We start from the raw sequence: 23,872 nt of genomic DNA on the forward strand, positions 1-23,872 counted from the left end.
ATGATTCACAGCAACATTGGATCCAAAATACAATTTTCGTAGAGAGAACCGAGCAGGGGGGATAGGGATGACGCGTCCATTGGATGGGATCACGGTAGTCGCGTTGGAGCAGGCTGTCGCAGCGCCGTTTGCGACCCGCCAATTAGCGGAGCTGGGTGCGAGAGTAATCAAGATCGAACGGCCCAAAGTCGGGGACTTTGCCCGTCATTACGATACGACAGTAAACGGGATGTCGAGCCACTTTGTGTGGTGCAACCATTCGAAAGAGTCGCTCACCTTGAACGTCAAGCAGCCGGAGGCGAAGGAAATTCTGGATAGGCTCCTGTCTGGCGCTGATGTGTTCATTCAAAACTTCGGCCCCGGCGCAATCGACCGTCTGGGCTTCGGAATCGACGTATTGAAGGAGAAGTACCCGCAATTGATCATCTGCAGCATTTCCGGCTACGGGGAAAACGGGCCATATCGGGAAAAGAAGGCGTACGATCTGCTCGTCCAATGCGAGGCAGGTCTCGTCTCCGTGACAGGGTCGGAGGATGTCCCATCCAAAGTAGGGATCTCCGTAGCGGACATCGCAGCGGGCATGTACGCCTACACCGGCATTTTGTCGGCGTTGATCGCCCGTAGCAAGACCGGGAAGGGAAGCGTGCTGGAAATCTCCATGCTCGAGGCATTGGGCGAGTGGATGGGATTTCCGCTTTATTATACGAAGTACAGCGGGACGGAGCCGAAGCGAAACGGAGCCAGCCACGCGACGATTTACCCGTACGGACCTTTTCGGACGGGAGGAGGCAAGACGGTGTTTCTGGCGATCCAGAACGAGCGGGAGTGGGTAGCGTTTTGCGAGCAAGTCATGCAGCGTCCGCAGCTCGCGGCAGATCCGCGGTTCGCGACCAATTCGGATCGGCTGGCAAACAACCGCGAGCTCCAAGCGATGATCGACGAGGTGTTCTCGCAGCTCACGGCGGAGGAGGCCATCGCTCGCCTGGAGCAAGCCAAGATTGCCAACGCACGGCTCAACACCGTGCAGGACTTCTGGGAGCATCCACAGCTCGCGGCGCGCAACCGCTGGCGGCAGGTCGACTCGCCGGTCGGGCCCGTGCCGAGTCTCCTCCCGCCCGTCACGATGGAAGGGGTGGAGCCGTTCATGGGGCCGATCCCGGAAGTCGGCCAGCACAATTACAAAATCCTCACGGAATGCGGCTATGCCGAGGATACGATCCGTGCGTGGGAAGAAGCAGGTGTCCTGTAGATGAAGCAAATGCGCACATGGATGTTCGTCCCCGGAATCGACGAGCGAAAAATGGCAAAGGCCTCCCAGCTTCCCGTCGATGCCGTCATTTACGATCTGGAGGATGCCGTCGCGGCGAATGAAAAAGCGTCAGCGAGGCAGCTGGTGAAAGCCCAGCTCCAGTCGGCGCCCGGAAGCAATGGTACGCCGGCCCGATACGTGCGGGTCAACGCCGCAGACAGTCCTTTTTTCGCGGAAGATGTACAGGAAGTTTGCGGGGCATATCTGTCCGGGATTGTCCTGCCCAAGGCGGAAGAAGCAAGCGCCATCGCGAGGCTGGAGGCGCTGCTGGATGAGTGGCGGGGGAATGGATTTGCGGACAGCGAAAGGCAAGTAGGGACGGTGGAAATCGTGCCGTTGATTGAGTCGGCTCGCGGTCTGTACCACGCCTACGAGATCGCCAGGGCGAGCAAGCGGATCAAACGGCTGATGTTTGGTTCCATCGATTTTGCCCTCGACATTCAGGCGGATCTGACAAGGGACGGACAGGAGCTGCTTTTCGCGCGATCCCAGCTGGTCGTCGTCTCGCGAGCGGCAGGCATCGGCGGGCCGATCGACGCCGTGTTTCCGGACGTGCACGATACGGAGGGACTGGCCGGCGAGGCAAGACGGGCCAGACATCTGGGCTTTCAAGGCAAGCTGCTCATTCACCCGAATCAAATCGGGCCGGTACGGGAGGTGTTCGCTCCTGTCCCTGAACAGGTCGCCGAAGCGGAGCAGATCGTAGCAGCCTTCGAGGAAGCGCTGGCGGTCGGGGTGGGCAGCATTCAGGTCGGCGGAAAGCTGGTCGACGCGCCCGTCTATGAACGAGCGAAGCGAACGATTGAGGAAGCGCGAGAGATCTCCCTTCTGACTAACCCAATCCGAGGTGAAGAGCGATGAGTGTAAGCAAGGAGTTCGCCCGCTACGTGACCGGGCTTGCCTATGGCAACATGCCTGCGGAAGTGGCATCGTTTGCGAAAATCTGCATCCTGGATTGGCTGGGCTCCGCACTGGCTGGGGCCGACAAGCCGCCGATCCAAATGATGGCGCAGGTCGTCCATGAGCTCGGAGGGGAGAAGCAGGCGACGCTCCTGACCGGCGGCAGGTCTTCCGTGACCCAGGCAGCTTTGGTAAACGGCGCGGCGAGCCACATCGTCGAGCTGGACGACATCCACAAGGCCTCTATTATCCACGCGGGTACGGTGGTGATTCCTGCGGCGCTCGCGATTGCCGAGTGGAAGCAAAAGAGCGGCCGGGAGCTGATCGAGGCTGTCGTGGCGGGCTATGAGGTCTGCTACCGGATCGGGGAGGCCGTCTCTCCATCCCATTACTACTTCTGGCACAATACGGCCACCTGCGGTACGTTCGGTGCGGCTGTGGCCGCGAGCAAGCTGCTTGGTCTGTGCGAGGAGAAGATCGTCCATGCGCTGGGGAGCGCCGGGACGCAGGCAGCGGGACTGTGGGAGTTTATCGAGGATGGGGCGATGTCCAAACAGCTGCATCCGGGCAAAGCGGCCATGAACGGCATATTGGCCGCGCTGTTGGCCGACCGGGGCTTTACCGGAGCGAGCAGGATTTTGGAGGGGGATCGCGGGTTTGTCCGCGCTATGTCGCAGGAGGCGGATCCCGAGCGGATGACGGAAGGCCTCGGCACCACGTACAAGATCATGGAAAACTCGTTTAAAATCCACGCTTCCTGCAGACATACCCACCATGCGATCGATCTGGTCGTGGAGATGGTCTCCCGCTACGGAATCGCATGGCGAGACGTGGAAAAAATCCGAGTACAAACGTACCAGGTCGCCCTGACGATCACGGACAACCCCGAGCCAGCGAGCGTCTACGCGGCAAAGTTCAGCCTGCAGTACTGCGTCGCGCTGGCGCTGGTCAAAGGGAGTGCAGGACTGTCGGATTTTACCGAGGAAGCCCTCCATGATCCGGACATACGAGAGCTCATGCGCCGGGTGGAAGTTTCCGTCGATCCGGACATCCATGCGCGCTATCCCGGGAAATGGGAAGCGGCTGTCGAGCTCGTGCTGGCAGACGGCACGACCATGCAGCAGCATGCGGAATATCCGAAGGGCGATCCGGAAAATCCGGTGACACACAAAGAGATCGTGCGAAAGTTCCGGGCGATGGCGGCAGATCAGCCGCAGGACAAGATCGACCACTTCCTGGACGTGATCGGGAGGCTGGAGCAAGTCCCCGACGTGACGATGCTTTTTGCCCAGATGAAAGGGAGGTAAGAGTGTGAATGCGAGCAAGGCGGTTTCCGTTTCCACTCCTTTGATGCACCATCATTTTTTGCTCTCCAGGATGCACTCTCTGGCAGGAATCGTGCCGCTGGGTGCCTTTCTGATCGAGCATTTCTATTCCAATGCCGTCGCGCTTCTGGGGGCGTCGGCCTACAACAGGCAGGTGGCGACGCTGCAGGGCATCCCCTTGGTGTGGGTGCTCGAGATCGTTTTCATTCTGATCCCCTTGCTGTACCACGCGGGGTATGGGATCTATCTGGCCACGCTCTCCCGAAACAATACCCGCGACTATGGATACCCGAGCAACTGGCGGTTTTTGCTCCAGCGGGTGAGCGGGATCGTGACCCTTCTGTTTGTGCTCTACCACGTCTGGAGCTTCCGGCTGAAAAGCGCCTTCTTCGGCACGGATGTCAGCTTTGATGCTGTCTCCGGACATTTGTCGCATGCGTGGATACTTGCCTTTTACGTCCTGGGGATTCTCTCTACGACGTTTCATTTCACCAATGGCTTGTGGTCTGGTCTGATCACATGGGGCATCACCACGGGGCCGCGTGCCCAGCAGATTTCGGGAAAGGTGTCGCTGCTGCTGTTTGTGCTGCTCAGTCTGGTCGGGCTGGCGAGCCTGATTGCATTTGTTTAGCGCTTTTCGAAAAGGGTGGGTGAAGAGAGATGAAGCATAAAGACGTCATCGTGGTGGGCGGCGGACTGGCCGGGTTGATGGCGGCCATTCAGATCGCGGAAAAAGGCGGTCGGGTCAAGCTGTTTTCGCTCGTTCCCGTGCGCAGGTCGCACTCCGTCTGCGCGCAGGGGGGAATCAATGGAGCCGTCAATACGAAAGGAGAGGGCGACTCCACATGGGAGCATTTCGACGACACGATCTACGGCGGCGATTTTCTGGCCGATCAGCCTCCGGTCAAAGCGATGTGCGAGGCGGCGCCCGAGATCATTTACCTGTTTGACCGGATGGGGGTGCAGTTCAACCGCACCGTGGAAGGCCAGATCGACTTTCGCCGGCTCGGCGGGGCGAAGTACTCGCGCACGGCGTTTGCCGGAGCGACGACCGGGCAGCAGCTGCTGTACGCCCTGGATGAACAGGTCAGACGCTACGAGGGGGAAGGGTTGATCGAGAAATACGAGTACTGGGAGTTTTTGTCGCTGATTCTGGATGACGAACCGCGCTGCCGGGGGATCGTGGCGCAGGACCTGCGCTCGATGGAAATTCGCCCGTTTCGCGCAAACGCCGTGATTTTGGCGGCCGGCGGCATCGGGTACATTTTCCGCAAGAGCACCAATTCCGTCATCAATACGGGGAGCGCGCACAGCATCGCCTATCAGCAGGGCGTTCATTACGCCAATCCGGAGTTTATCCAGATCCACCCGACCGCGATTCCGGGAGACGACAAGCTGCGGCTGATGTCCGAGTCGGCCCGGGGTGAGGGCGGACGGCTGTGGGTGTACCGGGACGGCAAGCCGTGGTACTTCCTGGAGGAAAAATATCCGGCTTACGGGAACCTCGTGCCGCGCGACATCGCCACAAGGGAGATCTTCCACGTCTGCGTCGACCTGAAGCTGGGGATCAACGGAGAGAACATGGTCTACCTCGACATTTCCCACCTCCCGGCCAAGCAGCTGGACGAAAAGCTCGGCGGCATCCTGGACATCTACGAAAAATTCGTGGGCGATGACCCGCGCAAGGTGCCGATGCACATTTTTCCGGCGATGCACTACTCCATGGGCGGCCTTGCCGTGGATTACAACCAGATGACCAACATCCCGGGCGTGTTTGCCTGCGGGGAGTGTGACCATCAGTACCACGGGGCCAACCGGCTGGGGGCGAACTCTCTCGTCTCGGCCGTATTTGGCGGGATGGTAGCGGGGCCTGCTGCCCTGCGCTACATTTCCGGTCTGCCCGATTCCGCCGAAGACATGACTTCGGGCCTTTTCGATACGGAGGTGAAAAGGCAGGAGTCCGCGTTCGCCGCGCTCACACGGATGGACGGGCAAGAAAACCCGTACCAGCTGCACCTGGAAATGAGCAACTGGATGGTGGAAAATGTGACGGTCGTCCGCTACAACGACCGTCTGGAGCAGACGGACGAAAAGCTGCAGGAGCTGCTGGAGCGATGGGAGCGGATCGGCGTGGATGATTCGTCCCATTACCACAACAAGTCCGTGACCTTTACCCGCCAGCTGCGCAACATGCTTCAGCTGGCCCGAGTCATCACCCTGGGGGCGCGAAACCGCAACGAGAGCCGGGGAGCCCATTACAAGCCGGAATTCCCGGACCGCGACGACGAGCGTTGGCTGAAGACGACGCTGGCAGCCCATACTGCAGAGGGCCCGGACTTCCATTACAAGGACGTGGACATTTCCCATATCCAGCCGCGTGCGAGAAGGTATGACGTAGTCAAGGAAGCGGATGCGAAAGCAGCGCCTGCCGGGAGCGGACACAAGCAGGAGGAGGTCGCCCGATGACGAAGCCCATTCGCCTGAAAATCAAGCGGCAGGACGAAGCAGGGCAAGCGCCCTACTGGGAGGAATTCGAGGTCCCGTACCGCAAAAACATGAATGTCATTTCGGCCCTCATGGAAATCCAGCGCAATCCGGTACGGACGGATGGAGTCCGCGTCCGCTCCGTGCTCTGGGAGTACAATTGCCTGGAGGAGGTGTGCGGGGCGTGCAGCATGCGCATCAACGGCAAGGTGCGGCAAGCGTGCTCTGCCCTGATCGACCGGCTGGAGCAGCCGATCGTGCTGGAGCCGATGAGCACGTTTCCGGTCGAGAAGGATTTGATCGTCCATCGTCAAAAAATGTTTGACAGCCTGCAAAAAATCAAAGGCTGGATCGCCATCGACGGCACCTATCCGCTGGGACCGGGGCCGCGGATCGCGCCGGATGAGCAGCAGGAGGCGTACAAATACGCGACGTGCATGACATGCGGCTGCTGTCTGGAGGCCTGTCCCAACGTGAACGACCACTCCCCGTATTTGGGGCCGCAGGCGATGGCGCAGGCGAAGTATTTCAACAGCCATCCCATCGGCAGGATGATGGCGAAGGAAAGGCTCGAGACGGTCGTGGGCAGCGAAGGCATCGCGAGCTGCGGCAACTCCCAAAACTGCGTCCAGGTGTGCCCGAAGGACATTCCGCTCACGACGGCGCTTGCGGAGCTGAATCGCGATGCCAACCGCTACATGCTGAAAAAGCTGTTGAAAGGGTGACGTCAATGCGGGAAGTGACCTATGAGCAAATCGCCGAAGCCGTCAGCCGGCTCTGCATCGAAGCGAATGTGGAGCTGGGACCGGACGTCGTCAGCGCTTTGCGGGAAGCCAAAAGTCGGGAAAAGTCAACGGTGGCGGACGAGGTGCTCTCGCAGCTGCTGCAAAACGCCGAAATCGCCGCCAGCGAACGGGTGCCGATGTGTCAGGATACCGGGATGGCCGTCTTTCTCGTCGAGCTCGGACAGGATTGCCACATCGTAGGGGGCAGCCTGTACGACGCGATCAACGAAGGCATTCGCAAAGGCTACGGCGAGGGCTATTTGCGCGCCTCCATCGTCGGCGACCCGATCCATCGAAAAAACACGGGCGACAATACGCCGGGAATTGTGCATGTGGAGCTGGTAGAGGGAGATGCCTGCACGATTCACATGACGGCGAAAGGCTTCGGCAGCGAAAACATGAGCCGGCTGCAAATGATGAAGCCCTCTGATGGGCTCGAGGCGGTCAAGGCGTTCGTCGTCGAGACGGTGCGCCTGGCCGGCCCCAATGCCTGCCCGCCTGTGGTAGTAGGGGTAGGCCTTGGGGGCAACTTCGAGCTGTCCGCCTATTTGGCGAAGCGGGCCCTGTTCCGCCCGATCGGGGAGCGCAGCAAGAGCCCGGATGCGGCGGAGCTGGAGCTGGCGCTGCTGGAAGAAATCAACCGCATCGGCCTGGGACCGCAAGGCATGGGGGGACGAACGACGGCGCTGGACGTGCACGTGGAGATGTACGCGACGCACATTGCGGGTCTGCCCGTGGCCGTGAACATCAACTGTCACGCCAGCCGCCACAAGCATGTCACACTGTAGGAGGAGCCCATGACTGTCAAATCACTCACACTGCCGCTCGATCAGGAGAAAATCAGCGAGCTGCGCGCCGGGGACAAGGTCTGTCTGACGGGCTGGATGTACACGGCTCGGGATGCCGCCCACAAGCGGATGGCAGAGGCTCTCGAGATCGGCGAGCCGCTGCCTGTGGACCTCGCCGGACAAACGATTTACTACGTCGGTCCGACCCCTGCGCGGCCGGGGCAAGTCATCGGTTCGGCCGGCCCGACCACCAGCAGCCGCATGGACCCGTACACCCCCGCCCTGCTCAGGGAAGGCTTGAAGGGGATGATCGGCAAAGGAAGCCGAAGCGCGGCAGTCAAAGAGGAGATCGTTCGGAATAGGGCCGTCTACTTTGCGGCGATCGGCGGAGCAGGGGCTTTGATCGCCAGAACCATTCGGGAGGCGCAGATGGTCGCCCATCACGACCTCGGTACGGAAGCGATCTATCGTCTGTACGTCGAGCGCTTTCCCGTCATCGTCGTCAACGATACCGTCGGAGGGGATCTGTACGAACAATCGCTTCGATCGGGCCACGAATGACTGGACAAAGGGGGAAGAGATACCCTATCCTAGTGCTAACATCGGGATGAGTGAGTAAGAAGTGAATGCGAAAGGGCGAGCCATGAATGAGCAAAAAATTTGAATTGCGGCTGGAAAGCCATGAACTGGACACCCTGCATCTGAAAGTTTGCCGCGTGCTGAGGGAAGCGATTTTGCGAGGGCATTTCAAACCGGGGGAACGCCTGGTTCAGGAAGAACTGGCGAGTTCGCTGGGGGTCAGCCGCATGCCTGTACGGGAAGCGCTGCGCAAGCTGGAAACCGAGGGGCTGGTCATCATCGAGCCGCATCGTGGGGCCATCGTCAAGTCGCTGACCGTAGAGGATATCCAGGAAATATACGGACTTCGCGCCCAAATGGAGAAGATGGCGGTCGAAATGAGCGTCGAGCATATGGCCCAGGAGGATATCGATGAGCTGGAACGCCTGGTGGTCGCGATGGAGCGATCGACCGATTCCTCGGAGTACATCGAGCGGAACATCGAGTTTCACCGCGTCCTGATCAGCTGCTGTCCGTGGAGACGGCTGGTAGCGTTCATCGAGACGCTGTGGAACGGCTTTCCCCAGCAGACGCCGCAGATGCTCAGCGACCAGACTGAAAAGTCAAAAAAGGAGCATCGGGAAATCCTGCAGGCCGTGCAACAACGGGATGCGGCGGAAGCGGGCCGGTTGGTTTACGGGCACATCAAGCGTACCGGGGACAATTTGGTCAAGGCCCTGCAGGAATCGTAGAAGCCGGGTGACTGCTCAGGGGTGACGCAGCACAACCGATTGCTTTGCTTCCGCAAAAGAGAAAGGCATTTTCCTATCCGGCGATTGACGGGGATGGGAAAATGCCTTTTTCGTGCGGCGATGATGAATCGGCTGGGCCGTCGCCTGCTCGGGAATCACGCCTTGCTTCTGCCGATACAGGCGAACGAGAGGATGGCTGCCCCAAGCAATAGGGCGGCCAAGAAGAGGAGAGAGACTTGCATGCCGGCCAGAAAGCTCCCGCTGCTGCCCAGGACCGAACCGACGACGGCTACCCCGAAGGTCGCGCCGAGCTGCCGGCTGCTGTTCAACGCTCCGGACGCCGTGCCGCTCAGCTCTCTCGGAACTGCGGAGAGGACGGCTGTCATCAGCGGGGGAATGGTGAACGACACGCCGAATCCGACGAGCACCAGTCCGACGAGCGTCATGACAAAGCCCGCATTCGCCTCCGGCCATGCTTGCAAAAGCGTCCCCGCTGCGGTCAGGCAAAAGCCGAAGGTCATCGGGAGGCGGGCGCCGATCCGTCCCGTGATTCGCCCGGTAAAAATGGGATTTACGGCCAGCGGAATCGTCAGCGGCAAAAGGGCGAGCCCAGACAGGTGAGCGGAAAATCCGCGGATTTGCTGAAAGTACAAGGGCAGCATGAACAAAATGCCGGACAGCCCGACGTTGATCGCCATTCCCGCCGCCATTCCGGCGGAGACGGTCGGAATGCGGAAGAGCCCGAGCGGCAGCATCGGCGTGCTTCCTTTCCGTTCGAAGGCCAAAAACAAGGCCGTGCTTAGGAGGGCCAGACCGAATCCTGTGAGCATGACGGGGGAGTCCCATCCGTACGATTCCCCCTCCATCAGGACGAAGGACCATGCTGCGATCGCGACGATGATACTGATTTGCCCAGGCAGGTCCAGGCTTCGCTGCGGCTTGCGCTCCGTTTCCCGTACGAGCCGTGCCGTCATGAGCAAGCTGACGGCGGCAATCGGGACTTGGAGCAGGAAGATGCTGCGCCAGCCGAGCGAATCGACGAGAATGCCGCCAACGACCGGACCGGCAGCCATCGCGAGCCCTGTCACGGCGGCCCAGACGCCGAGAGCGCGAGCACGCTCGGCGGGCACAGGATACGCATGGGCGAGCAGGGAGAGCGAAGCGGGCATCAAGGCGGCACCGCCCACGCCCAGCAGGGCGCGAAGGCCGATCAGCATCCACAGGGACGAGGCTGCCGCTGAAAGGGCCGATGCGACGAGAAACAAGGCCAGCCCATAGCTGTAGACCCGTTTGGCTCCCAGTCTGTCGGCCAGCGAGCCCATCGTCAGCAGCAGGCCGGCAAAGACGATGGTGTACGCATTGACCACCCACTTGAGGCCGTCCATTCCTCCTCCGAGGTCGGCTCGAATCGCGGGGAGCGCGACGCTGACGACGGTCGTGTCCAGGAGGACCATGAAGTAGCCGAGCGAGAGCCCGAGCAAGACGGCGTTGTTCGAGGAATTCAGCGGCTTTGCGGATGCGATTGTCGGTTCTTTTTCCAAGGGAAGTCCCCCTTCCATGTGAGCTGGGAAATCGTTGCCGTCCCGCATGGAAAGTGTAAAATGAGCGTAGATGGCAAAAAAGAGGACGGTTTATCCTAGGAGTCCCGCTCCCTGGAACAAAGCCGGACAGGCGAGAGGCAGGTGATTGGGTGGAACAGGCACATCGCGAGCGGCTGCAAGAGCTCGCTCAATTTTTAAAGACGCGGCGCGACCGCTTGACACCCGAGCAGGCTGGGCTGCCGAGCGAAGGCAGAAGGCGCACGCCCGGGCTGCGGCGAGGGGAAGTGGCGCAGCTTTCAGGCGTAAGCGTAGATTGGTACACGTGGCTGGAGCAGGGAAGAGACATCCAGGTCTCCGCCCAAGTCGTCGAGAGCATCGCACGGGCTCTCCAGCTTGACGCCGATGAACGCAAGCATTTTTATCGTTTGGCGCTGCAGCAGCTGCCTTCCGGCCAGGCGCCCGCCGAGAACGTCATCACTATACAGCTCCAGCGCTTCCTCGATCGGCAGGGAGCAAGTCCCGCCTACGTGACCGATCCGCAGCTGAATATCGTGGGATGGAACAAGGCAGCCTGCCTGATTTACGGAGATTACGAGGCGATGTCCTTGCGTGAGCGCAATTCGGTATGGCGGACGTTTACATCGCCCTATGTGCGACAGCTGCTTCGGGAAAACTGGGAGAATCACGCCAGGCATCGGCTTGCCCAGTTTCGGGCAAGCTACGGCGACTACATCGGCGATTCGGGATGGATCGAGCTGATCGAGGACGTAAGCCGGGTCAGCGAAGAGTTTCGCGCGTGGTGGCCCCAGCACGATGTCCTGAGCGGCCCCGAAGGCCGGAAAATCATTCATCACCCGTCGGCGGGATTGCTGGTATTCGAGCAATTATTGTTTCATGCGGCGGATTCCCCTCACCTGGTCGTCACCGTCAATTTGCCGGCCGATGAGGAAACGGAAGGGAAAGTACGCGAGCTCCTAGGAGGAGCCTGACGAGGAAATCAGCGCGGTCTTTTGGATCGGGCTGATTTTTCTATGTGGAGCGCGTCAAACAATTTCGAATCCTCCCCATTTACAGACGGGAAAAGATGTAGTAGTATATGGTCATTCAACAAGGTTGAATAAAAGGAAACAAACTCACAAAAGCATGGATCGCTCTTTTGGGACAAAGTGCTTTCTTGCGCACGGACGCTTCACGATTCTTTCTGCGAGCGAGAAAAATTCCTGCGGAAACGCGAGTCTATCATTCAGCAGCGGGCTTGGAAGAGGCTTCGTCACGTGCTGTAACTCATTATGAAAGCGTTTTACCAAGAAAAAGAGCCTAAACAAAAGGGACGAGTACCCGCACACTACAACGTAGAACAGGAGAATGAGAAATGGCGACGAGTCGAGTTTCGGGATTTTACAAGCTCTCACCGGAAGAGAGACTGGAGAAAGTTGCGGAGGCGCGGCAGCTGAGCGCGGAAGAGAAGCAAATATTGTCGGGAGCCACGGCTTTTCCGCTGCGCACGGCCAATTCGATGATCGAAAACGTGGTTGGCGTCATGTCCATTCCACTGGGCATTGCGACCAACTTCAAGATCAACGGGGTAGACCGGTTTATTCCGATGGCAACTGAGGAAGCGTCTGTCGTGGCGGCTGCCAGCAATGCTGCCCGGACCGCTTACGATCTGGGCGGCTTTCACACTTCGCTGAGCGGCTCCATCATGCGCGGGCAAATCCAGGTAGTCGACCTGTCAGATCCATACGGCGCAATGGCTCGCATCTACGAGCACAAACAGGAAATTCTGGATCGCTGCAACGCCAAAGACCCGACGCTTGTCTCGCTGGGCGGCGGAGCCATCGATGTCGAAGTGCACGTGATCGAGCGGGCAAAGCAACCGATGGTCGTGCTGCATCTGCTCGTCGATACCCGTGACGCGATGGGCGCGAACGCCGTGAACACGATGGCGGAAGCGGTAGCCCCTTATGTCGAAGAGATCACGTCCGGCCGCGTGGTGCTGCGCATCATTTCCAACCTTGCCGACCGGCGTCTCGTCCGTGCCCGCGCCGTTTTCTCGACGGAGCAGCTGGGTGGCGAAGAAGTCGTGGACAACATCATCCGTGCCTACGAGTTTGCCGAATGCGATCCGTACCGTGCGACCACACACAACAAAGGGATCATGAACGGCATATCCGCGGTCGTCCTGGCTACCGGAAACGACACCCGGGCCGTGGAAGCAGGGGCGCACGCATATGCGTCTGTATCCGGCCGCTACCGTTCGCTGACCCGCTGGGAGCGCAACCGCGAAGGGAATCTCGTCGGGACGATCGAGGTGCCAATGGCAGTCGGGATCGTAGGCGGAGCGACCAAATCGCATCCGACAGCTCGCCTCGCCCTGAAAGTGATGGGAATTCAAAACGCCGAGGAGCTGGCTGGGGCCATCGCGGCGGTCGGTTTGGCGCAAAACCTCGCCGCCATGCGCGCGCTGGCTGCGGAAGGAATCCAGAAGGGACACATGGCTCTGCACGCCCGCAACCTCGCCATGATGGCAGGTGCGCATGACGACCAGATCGATCAAATCGTCCGACAAGCTATCGAGGAGAAGGACGTGCGCTACGACCGGATCCTGGAGCTGACCAAGCAATTGCAAGGGGGGGCCGCCCATGGCCACTGAGATCGCCAGAAAAGAAGCAAAGGCTGCGCCGGCAAAGAGAGAGTACATCGAGATTTTGGGCGATACCGTCGTCCCGGTGCGAATCCTGTCGGCAATCGTCATCAGCATCGCACTCAGCATCGGCGGCTACTTCTTGGGGAAAAGCATTTTCCCCAAGATCGCCGAAGCCAAGATGGTCGGCTCATACTCGCTCCTGCTCGGTATCGCGGGGAGCGTACTCGGCCTGATCATCTGCGCGAGCCTGTTCAAGCCAAGCCGGATCTTGACGGAGGAAGAGACATCCTCGGAAGGCATGGAGGAAATTCTGCTCAGCATGCAGACGGACCCTCAAGCCGAGTACGAGCTGATCAAAAATGACCCGGTGACGAAAAAAGAGATGGAAGAACTGGGGATTTTGGAGACATTCAAGCGCAGCGGGGGGCGAACACACGAATGAGCGTACTTGTGATATCCATTTTGCTCGCACTGGCGGGCGCCATTATCTTTTCCTTGATCGGCTTAGTTTCGGGCACAGATGAAACCGCTATCATGGTGCCGTTCACCTTGCTCGTCATCTTGCTCGGAGCGCCGCCGGAAGCCGTATTCTCCTTTTTTATGGCGGCTGTCTTGGCCAAGCATCTCACGCATGCGATCCCGACAGCGCTCATGGGAATCCCCGGCGATACCACCGCAGTGCCGCTGATCGACCACGCGTCGTCCCTGCGCCGCCTCGGAGTGCCTCACGTGGCTTTGCGCAAAATGCTCTCCGGCGGCCTGATCGGAGCGTTTATCGCCCTGCCGACTGCCGTGCTGTTCGGACAGTTCTTGGGGCAGTTCGCGGACTTTTTCAAATCGTCATCCGGCCTGATTTTCACGCTGGCTGCGATCCTGATCGCCTATTTCTCCAAAGGAAAATGGGTAAGCGTCCTGATGATCATCCCGTTTGCCTTTTTCATCAAGAGCATCGACACGTTCAGCTTCAGCGTGGTGGAAAAGCATCTGAGCACCAGCTTTTTTCTGGGCATCGCGATCGGGCCCATGCTTTCGGACATTTTGTTTTCCTTGTCCCCGGCCGCACGGAAAGGACTGGTTCGTTCGTCCGCGAAGGAATACCACCTCGCGCCGGAGACGAAATCGTGGAGGGGGTATTTCCCGAATCCGTTCCGCGTCCTGACAGGCAGGCAAACCGCGTATACAGCGGCGACCTCCTTCGTCTCCTCGCTGACCTTCGCCTTTAGTCCAGTCGGGATGACGTCCCTGATGGGCGAGATCGTCGGCTCGCGCAACAAAGGCGTGTACAAAAAGGCCAGCTCCAGCCTGGCGTCCATGAACGGCGTGACCGAGTCGACCTACATCGCCGAGGCGATCATTCCGCTCCTGGCCTTCGGCATCCCGCTCAGTCCGGTGGCCCTCGGTCCGGCATCGCCGCTGTTCAACGCGCCGCCCGTCTTTACGAGCGAACCGGTCAACAACCTGCACAATATGCTAACCCCGTGGGAGTTCTTTTTGTACGGCCTGATCGGGCTGGTCATCGCCGCCCTGATCGCCTACCCGTTTGCCATGAACTACGCCCGCAGAGCGACGGTGTTCGTCATGAAAAACATCAGCCAGGAAGCGATCGTCGGCATGTTCATCGGGCTCGCCTGCCTGCTCGCCTTCCACGAGGCGCAGCTCGTCGGCGTGATGCTGACCTTGACGATGGCGGCGGTAGGCGGACTTTTGAACCGCGTCCTGGGCGTGAGCTCCGGTGTGCAGTTCATGATTTTCTACGGATCCACTTACATGATGTCAAAACTGCTGGGAGTATGATGCCGGTATGAGCATGGATGTGAAAAAGCTGGAAGCGAAACCGATCAAGATCAAGGAAGTGGGGCCGCGGGACGGCCTGCAGAACGAAGCGACGTTCGTTCCGACGCAGGACAAGATCGCCTGGATCAACGCCCTGTCCCGCTCCGGTCTGGCTTACATCGAGGTGACCTCGTTTGTCCATCCCAAGTGGATCCCCGCCTTGGCGGACGCCGTGGAAGTGGCGGCGGGCATCGAGCGCGCGCCTGGAGTGACGTATGCGGCGCTCGTCCCGAATGAGAAGGGGCTGGAGCGTGCGTTGGCCGCAGGAGTCCATGAAGTGTCCATCTTCCTATCGGCCAGCGAGACGCACAATCTGAAAAACATCAACAAGACGCGGACTGAGACCTATCCGATCCTGGCGGAGACGGCAAAGGCAGCGCTGGCTGCGGGCAAAACGGTGCGGGGGTACGTCTCCACCGTATTCGGCTGCCCGTATGAAGGAGTTGTCCCGGTGGACGACGTAATTCGCGTCACGGAGGCGCTCCTGGAAATGGGCGTAGCGGAGGTCTCGCTCGGGGATACGATCGGAGTGGCCCACCCCCGGCAGGTTCAGGAAGTACTGGAAGTGCTGCTCCGGCGCTTCCCGGCGGACCGGCTGGCGATGCACTTCCACGACACGCGGGGCATGGCGATGGCGAACGTCCTGGTGTCCCTGGACATGGGGATGACGACCTTCGACAGCTCGCTCGGCGGACTGGGCGGCTGCCCGTACGCTCCCGGCGCGTCGGGGAACATCGCGACGGACGACCTGTTGTACATGCTGCACGGACTTGGCATGCAGACCGGGATCGATGCGGAGAAGCTGCAAGCAGCGGCCCGGTTCATTCAGGAAAAAATGGGACGCCCTCTGGGGAGCCACAGTATGCAGGCGTGTCAGTCCTGACACAGAGAAAAAGCACAGCGGCCGAACGGAACATGGAGATCATGTCCGAACGGCCGCTGTGCTTTTATGTAACGATCGGAAAATGAACAAACCGCGTGTATGAAGTGCGTCTTACTGTTGAATCGTGCTCGGTTCCATGAACACCACTTCCCACAGATGCCCGTCCGGATCCTGGAAGCTCCAGCTGTACATGAAGCCGTGGTCGACGGGATCGCTGTACGGCTTCGCGCCCGCTTCGAGCGCCCGGTTGACGAGCTCGTTCACCTCGTCCCGGCTGTCTGCGGACAGCGCTACGATCACCTCGGTGGTTTGGCTGGCATCGGCGATCGCTTTCTTGGTGGGCTGGATGAAGCTGTGGAAGAACTCTTCTACGAGCAGCATGGCGAAGATGTTGTCGCTGATGACCATGCAGGCTGCCTGCTCGTTGGTGAACTGCGGGTTGAACTCGAAGCCGACCTTGGAGAAAAACTCCTTCGTTTTGTTCAAGTCTTTCACGGGGAGATTGACGAAAATATTGTTGGTTGCCAAGGAAAATCACCTCTATGGTTTATTTGGTTGAAGCGGGTCTGGACCTGCCGACAACCATAGTAAACCACAAAAGAGAAGAAAAGGTTTCTTACCGATTGCGGATTTGGGGAGGGATCAGCCGAGATTCTCAATCGAAGGGTCCCGAACAAGGAAAGAAAACATGCACCTCGAAACTCGTCAGCGGGTTTCGCATCAAGGTGATTGATCCGCTGGCGAGTTGTAAGAGGTGCACTTCAGCTTCAGCAAGCAGCGTTCCTCAGGGGAGCATGATGCTGCCGCCCATGACGTTTTGTCAGCTTACTGCTTGGGAGTGACGAGAATTTTCACTTGGTTTTTCTCTTTCAGCAAAGCTTCAAAGCCCTTATCGACCACTTCGTCGAGTTTGATTCGCTGGGTAACCAGCTTCTCGGCAGGGAAGAAGCCTTTTTCCATCAGGCTGATGACCGCCGGAAAAACATCGCGGTAGCCGATGATGCCCGTCATGGTCCGCTCCTTCATGACGATGTGATTCGGTTTGATCGGCGCCTCTCTTTCGAAGATGCTGACAATCATGATCTGGCCGGCGATTTTGGTCGATTCGATCGCTTGGGTGAGTACGGGAGGAACCCCGGTCACTTCGAAGGCGATGTCGGCGCCGCCGCCTGTCCGTTTGTGGATCTCCTGGACGACATCGCACTCTTTCGGATCGATGACGATAGCGCCCAGCTCTTCTGCTTTGCGCTTGCGTTCCGGCGACAGCTCGACCGCGTAAATTTCCGCGGCGCCGGAAGCCTTCAGCGCTTCCATGACGAGCAAGCCGATGGGACCTGCGCCAAATACGACGGTTTTGTCACCGACCTTCAGCTGGCTTGAACGAACAGCGTAAAGGGCGACAGCGGATGGCTCGACCAGAGCGCCCTGCTCATAGGAGACGCTGTCCGGGATTTTGTGGACCATGTGTTCATCGACTGCGACGTATTCCGAGAAGCCGCCGCCGCCGCCAGCAAGGCCGAGGAAGCCCATTTGTTCGCAAAGGTTGTATTTGCCCTGCCGGCAAGCCGGGCATGTCCCGCACGCGAAGACCGGCTCCACGACGACGCGGTCGCCCACTTTGAGTGAGGAGACACCTTCCCCGATCTCCACGACTTGTCCGGAAAATTCATGCCCCATCACGATCGGGGCCTTTTCGTTTGTGAGCGGGTGGGCGGTTCCTTCCGGGATGAAAATGGGACCGGCTACATATTCGTGCAGGTCGCTGCCGCAAATGCCGCACCATTCCACCCTGATTTTTACTTGCCCTTTGCGCGCTTGTGGTTCCGTAATCGTTTCCAACCGCAAGTCTTTTACTCCATGCCATCGCAAAGCCTTCATATCTGACATCTCCTTGCTCCGTTTGGATGAAATTCAAGAAAAATAGGAAACGTTTCCGAAAACTAATATGTCATAAGTTTGATACATTGTCAAATTGATTTGCGAGTGCGAAGTGTGTAAAATGGATGATCCTTTTGGAAACAGCTGCACATATACAGCGCTCTATAGCACGCCCCTTCTGCTTTTTCCGAGAGTCGGGAAGACGGGGACATGCTCATGGCCGACGCTTTGTCAAAAACGGCGACCGCCTATGATATAATAGGGGTAGGTAAATTACATCGGTTGGTATCATCGAAAACGATTCCAAGCAGGAAAGGACATCTCTCTTGGCCACGAAAAAGAAAGTAACGATCGCAGATGTAGCGAAGAAGGCAGGCGTCGGGATCGCCACCGTATCACGCGCCATCAACGACAGCGGCGGAATCAGCCCCAAGACAAAAGCGCTGATCCTGCAGGTGATCGAGGAAATGGGCTTCACGCCGGATACGTCGGCCCAGAGCCTGAAGGTGCGGCAAACGAACCAAATCGCGCTGGCCGTGCCAGATATCCGCAACGCCATCATTCCCGAAATCGCCTGGTCGGTGGAGCAGACCGCCAAGCAGCACGGTTACCGGGTCCTGCAAATCAACACCTCCGGCAACGCTCGCACGGAGCTGGAGACGGTTCGCGAGGTCAAAAAGCTGCACGTGGACGGGCTGATCATCATGCCGCTCGCCTATCCAAAGACTTTGGTGGAATGGATCAACAAAGCGAGCGTACCCGTCTCGATTATCAACTATGGGAAAAAGCTGGATGACAGGGTGAAAGCCGATGTGGTCAGCATGGCCCGGCAGGAAGGGCGTCTCGTCATGGAGCACCTGATCAAAATCGGCAGGACGCGGATCGCGTATGCCGGTGCTCCGAAGGACAAAATCGAGGAACGGTACTTTGCCTATGAGCAGTCTTTGCCGCACGTGGACCCGTCGCTCGTCTATTTTGGCGAGGATTTCTCGTTTGAAACAGGCTTGCGGGCAGCAGAATACTTCTACAGCCTGAAAAATATGCCGGATGCCATTTATGCGGTGAACGACATGGTGGCCATCGGCATCGTCAATCGGTTCAAGGAGCTGGGGATACGCGTTCCGGAGGATGTGGCGGTCGTGGGGATCGACAACAACTTGTGGACGACCGTCACGAGCCCGCAAATCAGCTCGGTCTCGATCATGGGCGATGAGGTGGCCCGCCTCGCTACCGAGCTGTTGCTGAAGCGGATTCGCGAGAACGGAGCGGGAGAATACGAGCGCGTCCAGTTTGAGCCCCGATTGATTGTGAGGGAGTCGAGCGTGGCTGTCATTCGCCAGACTCCCTCAGGGGCGTAGACGGGCATGCTACGGGTTACGGGATTGTTCCTTCTCAGAAGGAGCAGTCCCTTTTTCCTGAATTACCGCACGATAATACCTTTTCAAATCCGGACAGGTATGATGTGATAGAAACAGAATGAAGAACTGTGGGCAGGGGGTGAATCCATGCGTGTATATGCCACATACATCAAAAAATACGGGGTCGTCTTCTGCATCTCCCTCGTCTTTCTAGCATTGGAAGCGCTGTGCGATTTGCTGCAGCCGACGATCATGTCGCGCATCGTGGATGTGGGGGTAGCGCAGCGGGATTTGAACTACGTGCTCTCGACCGGCGGGCTGATGCTCGGTGTGACGGCGGTCGGGGCGGTCGCCGCTTCGATGCGGAATGTGCTGTCCACCTACGTCTCGCAAAACTTCGGCGCGCAGCTGCGGTCTGATTTATTTAAAAAAGTGCAATCGCTTTCTTTTGCGAACATCGACCGGTTCGACCGGGCGTCCCTGGTGACGCGGCTCACTAATGACGTCAATCAGGTGCAAGTGTTCGTGAACGGCATGATGCGCATTTTCGTCAAGGCGCCGCTCATGTGCATCGGCGGCCTGTTCATGGCGGCGCAGCTCAACCTGGAGCTGTCCGTCGTCCTGGCGGTGGTCGTGCCGATCGTCGGGCTGTTCATCTTTCTCAATATGAAGATCGGCTTCCCTTTCTTCATGAAAGTGCAGCAGGCGCTCGACAAGGTCAACGGCGTGATGCGTGAGTATTTGTCCGGGGTGCGGGTAGTCAAGGCGTTCAACCGCTTTGATTTCGAGGTGGCCAAGTTCAGCGAGGCCAACGAAGAGCTGCAGGCCAAATCGGTTATGGCTACGCGCATGATGTCCATTTTCAGCCCGGCGATTATGCTGACGGTCAATCTGGGCATCGTCGCGGTTTTGTGGATGGGCGGCATGGCGGCAGAGCGGGGCGATATGCAGGTCGGCCACATCATCGCCTTTACCAATTACATGACGCAGATTCTCTTTTCGCTCATGATGATTTCCATGGTGTTCAACATGTTCGTCCGGGCCAAAGCGTCCGCCGGGCGGATCGGGGAAGTCTTCGCGGAAGAGAACCGGATGACCTGGAAGGAGAGCGCTCCGCCAGAAGCAGGCGCGGGGGGACGCATCGACTTCGAGAACGTTTCTTTTTCGTACGAGGGAGCGGATGGGGAGCCGGTCCTGAAAAACATCTCGTTTTCGTGTCTGCCCGGGGAGACGGTCGGGATCATCGGCTCGACGGGATCGGGGAAAAGCAGCCTGGTCGGGCTGATCCCGCGCTTTTACGACGTGACGGCAGGGACGGTCCGCGTCAACGGGCAAGACGTGCGCGACATCGATCCGAAGCGGCTGCGGGAAAAAATGGCCATCGTGCCGCAGCAGACGATGCTGTTTACAGGCACAGTCACGGAAAACCTCCGCTGGGGGAAAGAAGACGCGACATTCGAAGAGATCGAGCGGGCGGCGAAAATGGCCCAGGCGCACGACTTCTTGGCCCGTACACCCGACGGATACGAGACGCGGGTAGGGCAGGGCGGAATCAACTTCTCCGGGGGCCAAAAGCAGCGCCTCTCGATTGCTCGCGCGCTGGTGCGCAATCCGGAAATCCTCATCCTCGACGACAGCACGAGCGCGGTGGACGTGGCGACGGAGGCGAAGATCAAGGAAGCGCTGCGGGAGTACGCCCGGGGACTGACGTGCATTCTCATCGCTCAGCGGATCACCTCGGTGATGGATGCCGACAAGATCGTCGTGCTTGACCGAGGAGAGCTGGTAGGCATCGGGACGCATGCGAGCCTTCTTGCGTCTTGCCGCGTCTACCAGGAGATCTTCCAGTCTCAGCTCGGCAGGGAGGTGCAGTAACATGGCCCAGCAGCGGGAACAGCAACCGCAGCAGCCCCAGCAGCCGCCGATGTTTCCGGGCAGAACGGGACGCGGGCTCGGCCACGGCGCCAGAGGTCCCGTGGTCAAGCCGAAAAACTTCAAAGGCACGCTCCGGCGGCTGTGGGACGCTTTCGGAAAAGAAAAAGGAATCCTGCCGGTACTCTTTGTCATCGTGCTCGTGGATGCGCTGCTGATGCTCTCGGCACCGTATCTGATCGGGAGGTCGATCGATGCCATAGCGGGCGGCGAGGCGACCATCGGGCTGCTCGCCGCCACGATTCTGGCGCTGTTGATTTCGTATGTCGCCGACGGGGTCTTGACGTTTTTGCAAGGCTGGCTGATGGCAGGCGTCTCCCAGCGGGTCGTGAAAAACCTGCGAAAGGCGTTGTTCGCCAAGCTGCAAAAGCTGCCGGTCGCCTTTTTCGACTCCCGTCCGCACGGAGAGCTCATGAGCCGTCTGACGAACGATATCGACAACGTGAGCAGCTCCATTTCGCAGTCGACTGCCCAGCTCATGTCGGGAGCGATCATGATCCTCGGATCGCTGATCATGATGCTGGTGCAAAGCCCGATCTTGACGCTCGCTACCCTGATCACGGTGCCGCTCGTCTTCCTGCTGACGCGGACGATCGCGAGGAAGACCAGCGTGCTCTTTAAAAACCAGCAGATCCAGCTGGGCAAACTGAACGGACATATCGAAGAGACTGTGTCGGGGATCCAAGTGGTCAAAGCGTTCAACCACGAGCAGAAGGCGACAGAGGAATTCGATGCGATCAACGCCGAGCTGACCCGAATCGGGATGAGGGCGCAGGTCCTGTCGGGCTTTCTCATGCCGATCATGAACGTCATCAACAACCTGGGCTTCGCGATGGTGGCAGTCGTCGGCGGAGTGTTGGCCGTCAAAGGCATGATTACGGTCGGGATCATCGCGAGCTTTCTCAGCTATTCGCGCCAGTTCGTTCGTCCGCTAAACGACCTCGGCAATATTTTCAACGTCCTGCAATCCGGCGTGGCAGGGGCGGAGCGGGTGTTTGAAGTGCTGGATGAGCGGGAGGAACCGGACGATGCGCCGCATGCAGCAGTGCTGACTCAGCCCAAAGGTCACGTCGTCTTTGAAAACGTGAGCTTCGGCTACCGTCCGGACCAGCCCATCCTGAAACATGTGAGCTTCGAGACCGAGGCGGGCAGCACTACCGCTCTCGTCGGTCCTACGGGGGCGGGAAAGACGACTATCGTCAACCTGCTGACCCGCTTTTACGACGTGACGAGCGGCCGCATTCTGCTCGACGGCAGGGACATCCGGGAGTACACGCGGGACAGCTTGCGGAAAAGCTTTGGCTTCGTGCTGCAGGATACGTACCTGTTTTCGGGTACGATCAAGGAAAATATCAAGTACGGCAAGCCGGATGCGACCGATGCCGAAGTGGAGCGGGCGGCTGCAATGGCCAACGCCGACGTGTTCATCAATCGGCTGCCCAAGCGCTACGACACGATGCTGACGGAAAACGGCGGAAATCTCAGCCAGGGGCAGCGGCAGCTTCTCGCCATCGCGCGGGTGATTCTCGCCAAGCCGTCGCTGCTCATCCTCGACGAGGCCACGAGCAGCATTGACACCCGCACGGAGCTGCACATCCAGGACGCGCTGCTCGCAATCATGGAAGGGCGCACGAGCTTCGTCATTGCCCACCGGCTCAACACGATCCGGGATGCCGACACGATCATGGTCGTAGACCGCGGGGAAATCGTGGAAAAGGGAAGCCACGATTCGCTCATCCGGCAGCAGGGCGTGTACCATCAATTGTTTTTCAACCAGTTTAAAAATCTCGAGATGCAAGCGGATTGAATCCGACGGAAAAGAAAAGCAGGGATCCCTGACTCTACAAGAGTGGGGGGACCCCTGCTTTTTCGCTTTGTCCGAACTGGGCCAGAACAAATTCCTTGAAGCGCCGGGCGGCCGGGGACAGGTAGCTCCCTTCGACCACGGCCATGCCGATGACGCGCAGGCACTTCGGCTGGCGAATGGGGATATGGACGATCTTGCTTTTTTCCAGTCCGCGCAGGTTGGGGAGGAGCGAGACGCCGAGGCCCGCCGCGACCAATCCCGCCACGGTGGCGGCCTCTTCCCCTTCAAACGTGATGTTGGGCTGGACGCCGATCTGCTCGAACAGTCTGTCTGTCGTCCGACGCAAGGCATAGCCTTTTTTCATGAAGATGAACGATTCGCCCGCGAGCTCTTGCAACAGGATGCTGTCGGCTTCAGCCAGACGATGACTGGTCGGCACGACGGCAAATAGCTCCTCGCTCCAAAGCGGGATCCATTGGATCGGCAGCTTGGTTTCCGTCGGCTCGGCCAGGAGGCAAAGGTCGAGCTCGCCGGCATCCATGTGCTCGAGGAGGTAGTAGCTGTGGTTTTGCATAAGCGAAAAGCTGACGTTCGGGGCTTGCTCGCGAAAAGCGCCGATCAGGTCGGGGATGATGGTAGTCCCGAGCGTGTGCAAAAAGCCAAGGGACACCTCGCCGTGCTCCGGGTTGACCAGGTCCCGCAGCTCCTGTTTCCCGTCTTCCCATTCTTTCAGGATGCGGTTCACCCGCTTGAGCAAAAGCTTGCCGTAGCGGTTCAGCACGATGGTGCGGCCTTGGCGGTCAAACAGCGGGACGCCGACTTCCTCCTCGAGTCTGGCGATGGAGCGGCTGAGGGCGGGCTGTGACAAGGCCAAGGCTTCTGCGGCGCGGGTCACGTGCTGGATCCGGGCGAGGGTTTGGAAATATTCGAGCTGTTGCCATTCCATGATGCAGTCCTCCCGGGCATGAGTCTTGTTCGATTATCCATTACTCAAACGCATTGAAATTATAATTATAATAAATTATACATTATGAGTTGTCGATGATAGGATAAAGAAGTAGATCGGAACGGACTTTTCGGGAGGTTTCATCA

Annotated in this window: 21 protein-coding genes; 17 read left to right on the forward strand and 4 right to left on the reverse strand. The window is 58.9% G+C overall.

Features of this window, described 5'->3' with window-relative positions:
• Nucleotides 1–67: 67 nt before the first annotated feature.
• From RGB73_RS08475 to RGB73_RS08515, 9 genes are all read left to right on the forward strand, one after another.
• Nucleotides 68–1,249, forward strand: a complete 1,182-nt coding sequence (locus RGB73_RS08475; protein ID WP_310770903.1) for a CaiB/BaiF CoA transferase family protein — start codon at nucleotides 68–70, stop codon at nucleotides 1,247–1,249.
• Nucleotides 1,250–2,170, forward strand: coding sequence for an HpcH/HpaI aldolase/citrate lyase family protein (locus RGB73_RS08480; protein WP_310770905.1), 921 nt, complete (start codon nucleotides 1,250–1,252; stop codon nucleotides 2,168–2,170).
• Entirely contained in the window at nucleotides 2,167–3,516 is a 1,350-nt protein-coding gene (locus RGB73_RS08485; RefSeq protein ID WP_310770907.1) for an MmgE/PrpD family protein, read from the forward strand. Before RGB73_RS08480 ends, RGB73_RS08485 begins: the two co-directional genes overlap by 4 nt.
• 4 nt (nucleotides 3,517–3,520) lie before the next feature.
• Nucleotides 3,521–4,165 carry a succinate dehydrogenase/fumarate reductase transmembrane subunit gene (locus tag RGB73_RS08490; protein ID WP_310770909.1) on the forward strand — a complete coding sequence of 215 codons (645 nt, stop codon included), beginning with the start codon at nucleotides 3,521–3,523 and terminating at the stop codon, nucleotides 4,163–4,165.
• A 29-nt stretch (nucleotides 4,166–4,194) separates the two neighbouring features.
• Nucleotides 4,195–6,000 carry a succinate dehydrogenase flavoprotein subunit gene (gene sdhA, locus RGB73_RS08495; protein WP_310770911.1) on the forward strand — a complete coding sequence of 602 codons (1,806 nt, stop codon included), beginning with the start codon at nucleotides 4,195–4,197 and terminating at the stop codon, nucleotides 5,998–6,000.
• Complete coding sequence (gene sdhB, locus RGB73_RS08500) at nucleotides 5,997–6,743, forward strand: succinate dehydrogenase iron-sulfur subunit (RefSeq protein WP_310770913.1); 747 nt, start codon at nucleotides 5,997–5,999, stop codon at nucleotides 6,741–6,743. The genes sdhA and sdhB overlap by 4 nt, the downstream gene beginning before the upstream one ends.
• A gap of 5 nt (nucleotides 6,744–6,748) precedes the next feature.
• Nucleotides 6,749–7,591 carry a fumarate hydratase gene (locus RGB73_RS08505; protein WP_310770914.1) on the forward strand — a complete coding sequence of 281 codons (843 nt, stop codon included), beginning with the start codon at nucleotides 6,749–6,751 and terminating at the stop codon, nucleotides 7,589–7,591.
• Between the two features lie 9 nt (nucleotides 7,592–7,600).
• A complete protein-coding gene (locus RGB73_RS08510; RefSeq protein ID WP_310770916.1) occupies nucleotides 7,601–8,152 on the forward strand; it encodes a Fe-S-containing hydro-lyase in 552 nt (183 codons plus the stop codon).
• 86 nt (nucleotides 8,153–8,238) lie between these two features.
• The gene (locus RGB73_RS08515; RefSeq protein ID WP_310770918.1) at nucleotides 8,239–8,901 is read left to right on the forward strand and encodes a GntR family transcriptional regulator; all 663 of its coding nucleotides are present in this window, start codon (nucleotides 8,239–8,241) and stop codon (nucleotides 8,899–8,901) included.
• Nucleotides 8,902–9,056: 155 nt separating this feature from the next.
• On the opposite strand, the gene RGB73_RS08520 is transcribed toward RGB73_RS08515, so the two are convergent.
• Nucleotides 9,057–10,442, reverse strand: coding sequence for an MFS transporter (locus RGB73_RS08520; protein ID WP_310770920.1), 1,386 nt, complete (start codon nucleotides 10,440–10,442; stop codon nucleotides 9,057–9,059).
• Between the two features lie 149 nt (nucleotides 10,443–10,591).
• On the opposite strand from RGB73_RS08520, the gene RGB73_RS08525 reads away from it, so the two are divergent.
• From RGB73_RS08525 to RGB73_RS08545, 5 genes are all read left to right on the forward strand, one after another.
• On the forward strand, nucleotides 10,592–11,431 hold the full coding sequence (locus RGB73_RS08525) for a helix-turn-helix transcriptional regulator (protein WP_310770922.1): 840 nt from the start codon (nucleotides 10,592–10,594) through the stop codon (nucleotides 11,429–11,431).
• A 383-nt stretch (nucleotides 11,432–11,814) separates the two neighbouring features.
• Nucleotides 11,815–13,095, forward strand: a complete 1,281-nt coding sequence (locus RGB73_RS08530; RefSeq protein WP_310770924.1) for a hydroxymethylglutaryl-CoA reductase, degradative — start codon at nucleotides 11,815–11,817, stop codon at nucleotides 13,093–13,095.
• Nucleotides 13,085–13,531: a hypothetical protein gene (locus RGB73_RS08535; RefSeq protein ID WP_310770926.1), complete on the forward strand. Its 447-nt coding sequence runs from the start codon at nucleotides 13,085–13,087 to the stop codon at nucleotides 13,529–13,531. The genes RGB73_RS08530 and RGB73_RS08535 overlap by 11 nt, the downstream gene beginning before the upstream one ends.
• Nucleotides 13,528–14,883 carry a tripartite tricarboxylate transporter permease gene (locus RGB73_RS08540; RefSeq protein WP_310770928.1) on the forward strand — a complete coding sequence of 452 codons (1,356 nt, stop codon included), beginning with the start codon at nucleotides 13,528–13,530 and terminating at the stop codon, nucleotides 14,881–14,883. The genes RGB73_RS08535 and RGB73_RS08540 overlap by 4 nt, the downstream gene beginning before the upstream one ends.
• 7 nt (nucleotides 14,884–14,890) lie before the next feature.
• Entirely contained in the window at nucleotides 14,891–15,805 is a 915-nt protein-coding gene (locus RGB73_RS08545; protein WP_310770930.1) for a hydroxymethylglutaryl-CoA lyase, read from the forward strand.
• A gap of 111 nt (nucleotides 15,806–15,916) precedes the next feature.
• Here the strand turns inward: RGB73_RS08545 and RGB73_RS08550 are convergent, their stop codons facing one another.
• On the reverse strand, nucleotides 15,917–16,333 hold the full coding sequence (locus RGB73_RS08550) for a VOC family protein (RefSeq protein WP_310770932.1): 417 nt from the start codon (nucleotides 16,331–16,333) through the stop codon (nucleotides 15,917–15,919).
• A gap of 297 nt (nucleotides 16,334–16,630) precedes the next feature.
• On the reverse strand, nucleotides 16,631–17,683 hold the full coding sequence (locus tag RGB73_RS08555; protein ID WP_310770934.1) for a 2,3-butanediol dehydrogenase: 1,053 nt from the start codon (nucleotides 17,681–17,683) through the stop codon (nucleotides 16,631–16,633).
• Nucleotides 17,684–18,009: 326 nt separating this feature from the next.
• Here RGB73_RS08555 and RGB73_RS08560 point away from each other — a divergent pair, with 326 nt between their 5' ends.
• The 3 genes from RGB73_RS08560 (at nucleotide 18,010) to RGB73_RS08570 (ending at nucleotide 22,780) form a co-directional block, all read left to right on the forward strand.
• Nucleotides 18,010–19,041, forward strand: coding sequence for a LacI family DNA-binding transcriptional regulator (locus RGB73_RS08560; RefSeq protein ID WP_310770936.1), 1,032 nt, complete (start codon nucleotides 18,010–18,012; stop codon nucleotides 19,039–19,041).
• Between the two features lie 147 nt (nucleotides 19,042–19,188).
• Entirely contained in the window at nucleotides 19,189–20,916 is a 1,728-nt protein-coding gene (locus tag RGB73_RS08565; protein WP_310770938.1) for an ABC transporter ATP-binding protein, read from the forward strand.
• A gap of 1 nt (nucleotide 20,917) precedes the next feature.
• Entirely contained in the window at nucleotides 20,918–22,780 is a 1,863-nt protein-coding gene (locus RGB73_RS08570) for an ABC transporter ATP-binding protein (RefSeq protein ID WP_396136180.1), read from the forward strand.
• Between the two features lie 34 nt (nucleotides 22,781–22,814).
• Here RGB73_RS08570 and RGB73_RS08575 read toward each other — a convergent pair whose 3' ends face one another.
• Nucleotides 22,815–23,726, reverse strand: a complete 912-nt coding sequence (locus RGB73_RS08575) for a LysR family transcriptional regulator (protein WP_310770940.1) — start codon at nucleotides 23,724–23,726, stop codon at nucleotides 22,815–22,817.
• Nucleotides 23,727–23,872 lie beyond the last annotated feature (146 nt).

Source organism: Brevibacillus brevis, assembly GCF_031583145.1.
GTDB classification, from domain to species: domain Bacteria; phylum Bacillota; class Bacilli; order Brevibacillales; family Brevibacillaceae; genus Brevibacillus; species Brevibacillus brevis_E.

What these genes read in the sequence shown, in the direction of transcription:
- RGB73_RS08475 (WP_310770903.1), top strand. Translation starts at nt 68, where the DNA reads ATGACGCGTCCATTGGATGGGATCACGGTAGTCGCGTTGGAGCAGGCT.
- RGB73_RS08480 (WP_310770905.1), top strand. Translation starts at nt 1,250, where the DNA reads ATGAAGCAAATGCGCACATGGATGTTCGTCCCCGGAATCGACGAGCGA.
- RGB73_RS08485 (WP_310770907.1), top strand. Translation starts at nt 2,167, where the DNA reads ATGAGTGTAAGCAAGGAGTTCGCCCGCTACGTGACCGGGCTTGCCTAT.
- sdhA (WP_310770911.1), top strand. Translation starts at nt 4,195, where the DNA reads ATGAAGCATAAAGACGTCATCGTGGTGGGCGGCGGACTGGCCGGGTTG.
- sdhB (WP_310770913.1), top strand. Translation starts at nt 5,997, where the DNA reads ATGACGAAGCCCATTCGCCTGAAAATCAAGCGGCAGGACGAAGCAGGG.
- RGB73_RS08505 (WP_310770914.1), top strand. Translation starts at nt 6,749, where the DNA reads ATGCGGGAAGTGACCTATGAGCAAATCGCCGAAGCCGTCAGCCGGCTC.
- RGB73_RS08510 (WP_310770916.1), top strand. Translation starts at nt 7,601, where the DNA reads ATGACTGTCAAATCACTCACACTGCCGCTCGATCAGGAGAAAATCAGC.
- RGB73_RS08515 (WP_310770918.1), top strand. Translation starts at nt 8,239, where the DNA reads ATGAGCAAAAAATTTGAATTGCGGCTGGAAAGCCATGAACTGGACACC.
- RGB73_RS08530 (WP_310770924.1), top strand. Translation starts at nt 11,815, where the DNA reads ATGGCGACGAGTCGAGTTTCGGGATTTTACAAGCTCTCACCGGAAGAG.
- RGB73_RS08535 (WP_310770926.1), top strand. Translation starts at nt 13,085, where the DNA reads ATGGCCACTGAGATCGCCAGAAAAGAAGCAAAGGCTGCGCCGGCAAAG.
- RGB73_RS08540 (WP_310770928.1), top strand. Translation starts at nt 13,528, where the DNA reads ATGAGCGTACTTGTGATATCCATTTTGCTCGCACTGGCGGGCGCCATT.
- RGB73_RS08545 (WP_310770930.1), top strand. Translation starts at nt 14,891, where the DNA reads ATGAGCATGGATGTGAAAAAGCTGGAAGCGAAACCGATCAAGATCAAG.
- RGB73_RS08555 (WP_310770934.1), bottom strand. Translation starts at nt 17,683, where the DNA reads ATGAAGGCTTTGCGATGGCATGGAGTAAAAGACTTGCGGTTGGAAACG.
- RGB73_RS08565 (WP_310770938.1), top strand. Translation starts at nt 19,189, where the DNA reads ATGCGTGTATATGCCACATACATCAAAAAATACGGGGTCGTCTTCTGC.
- RGB73_RS08570 (WP_396136180.1), top strand. Translation starts at nt 20,918, where the DNA reads ATGGCCCAGCAGCGGGAACAGCAACCGCAGCAGCCCCAGCAGCCGCCG.
- RGB73_RS08575 (WP_310770940.1), bottom strand. Translation starts at nt 23,726, where the DNA reads ATGGAATGGCAACAGCTCGAATATTTCCAAACCCTCGCCCGGATCCAG.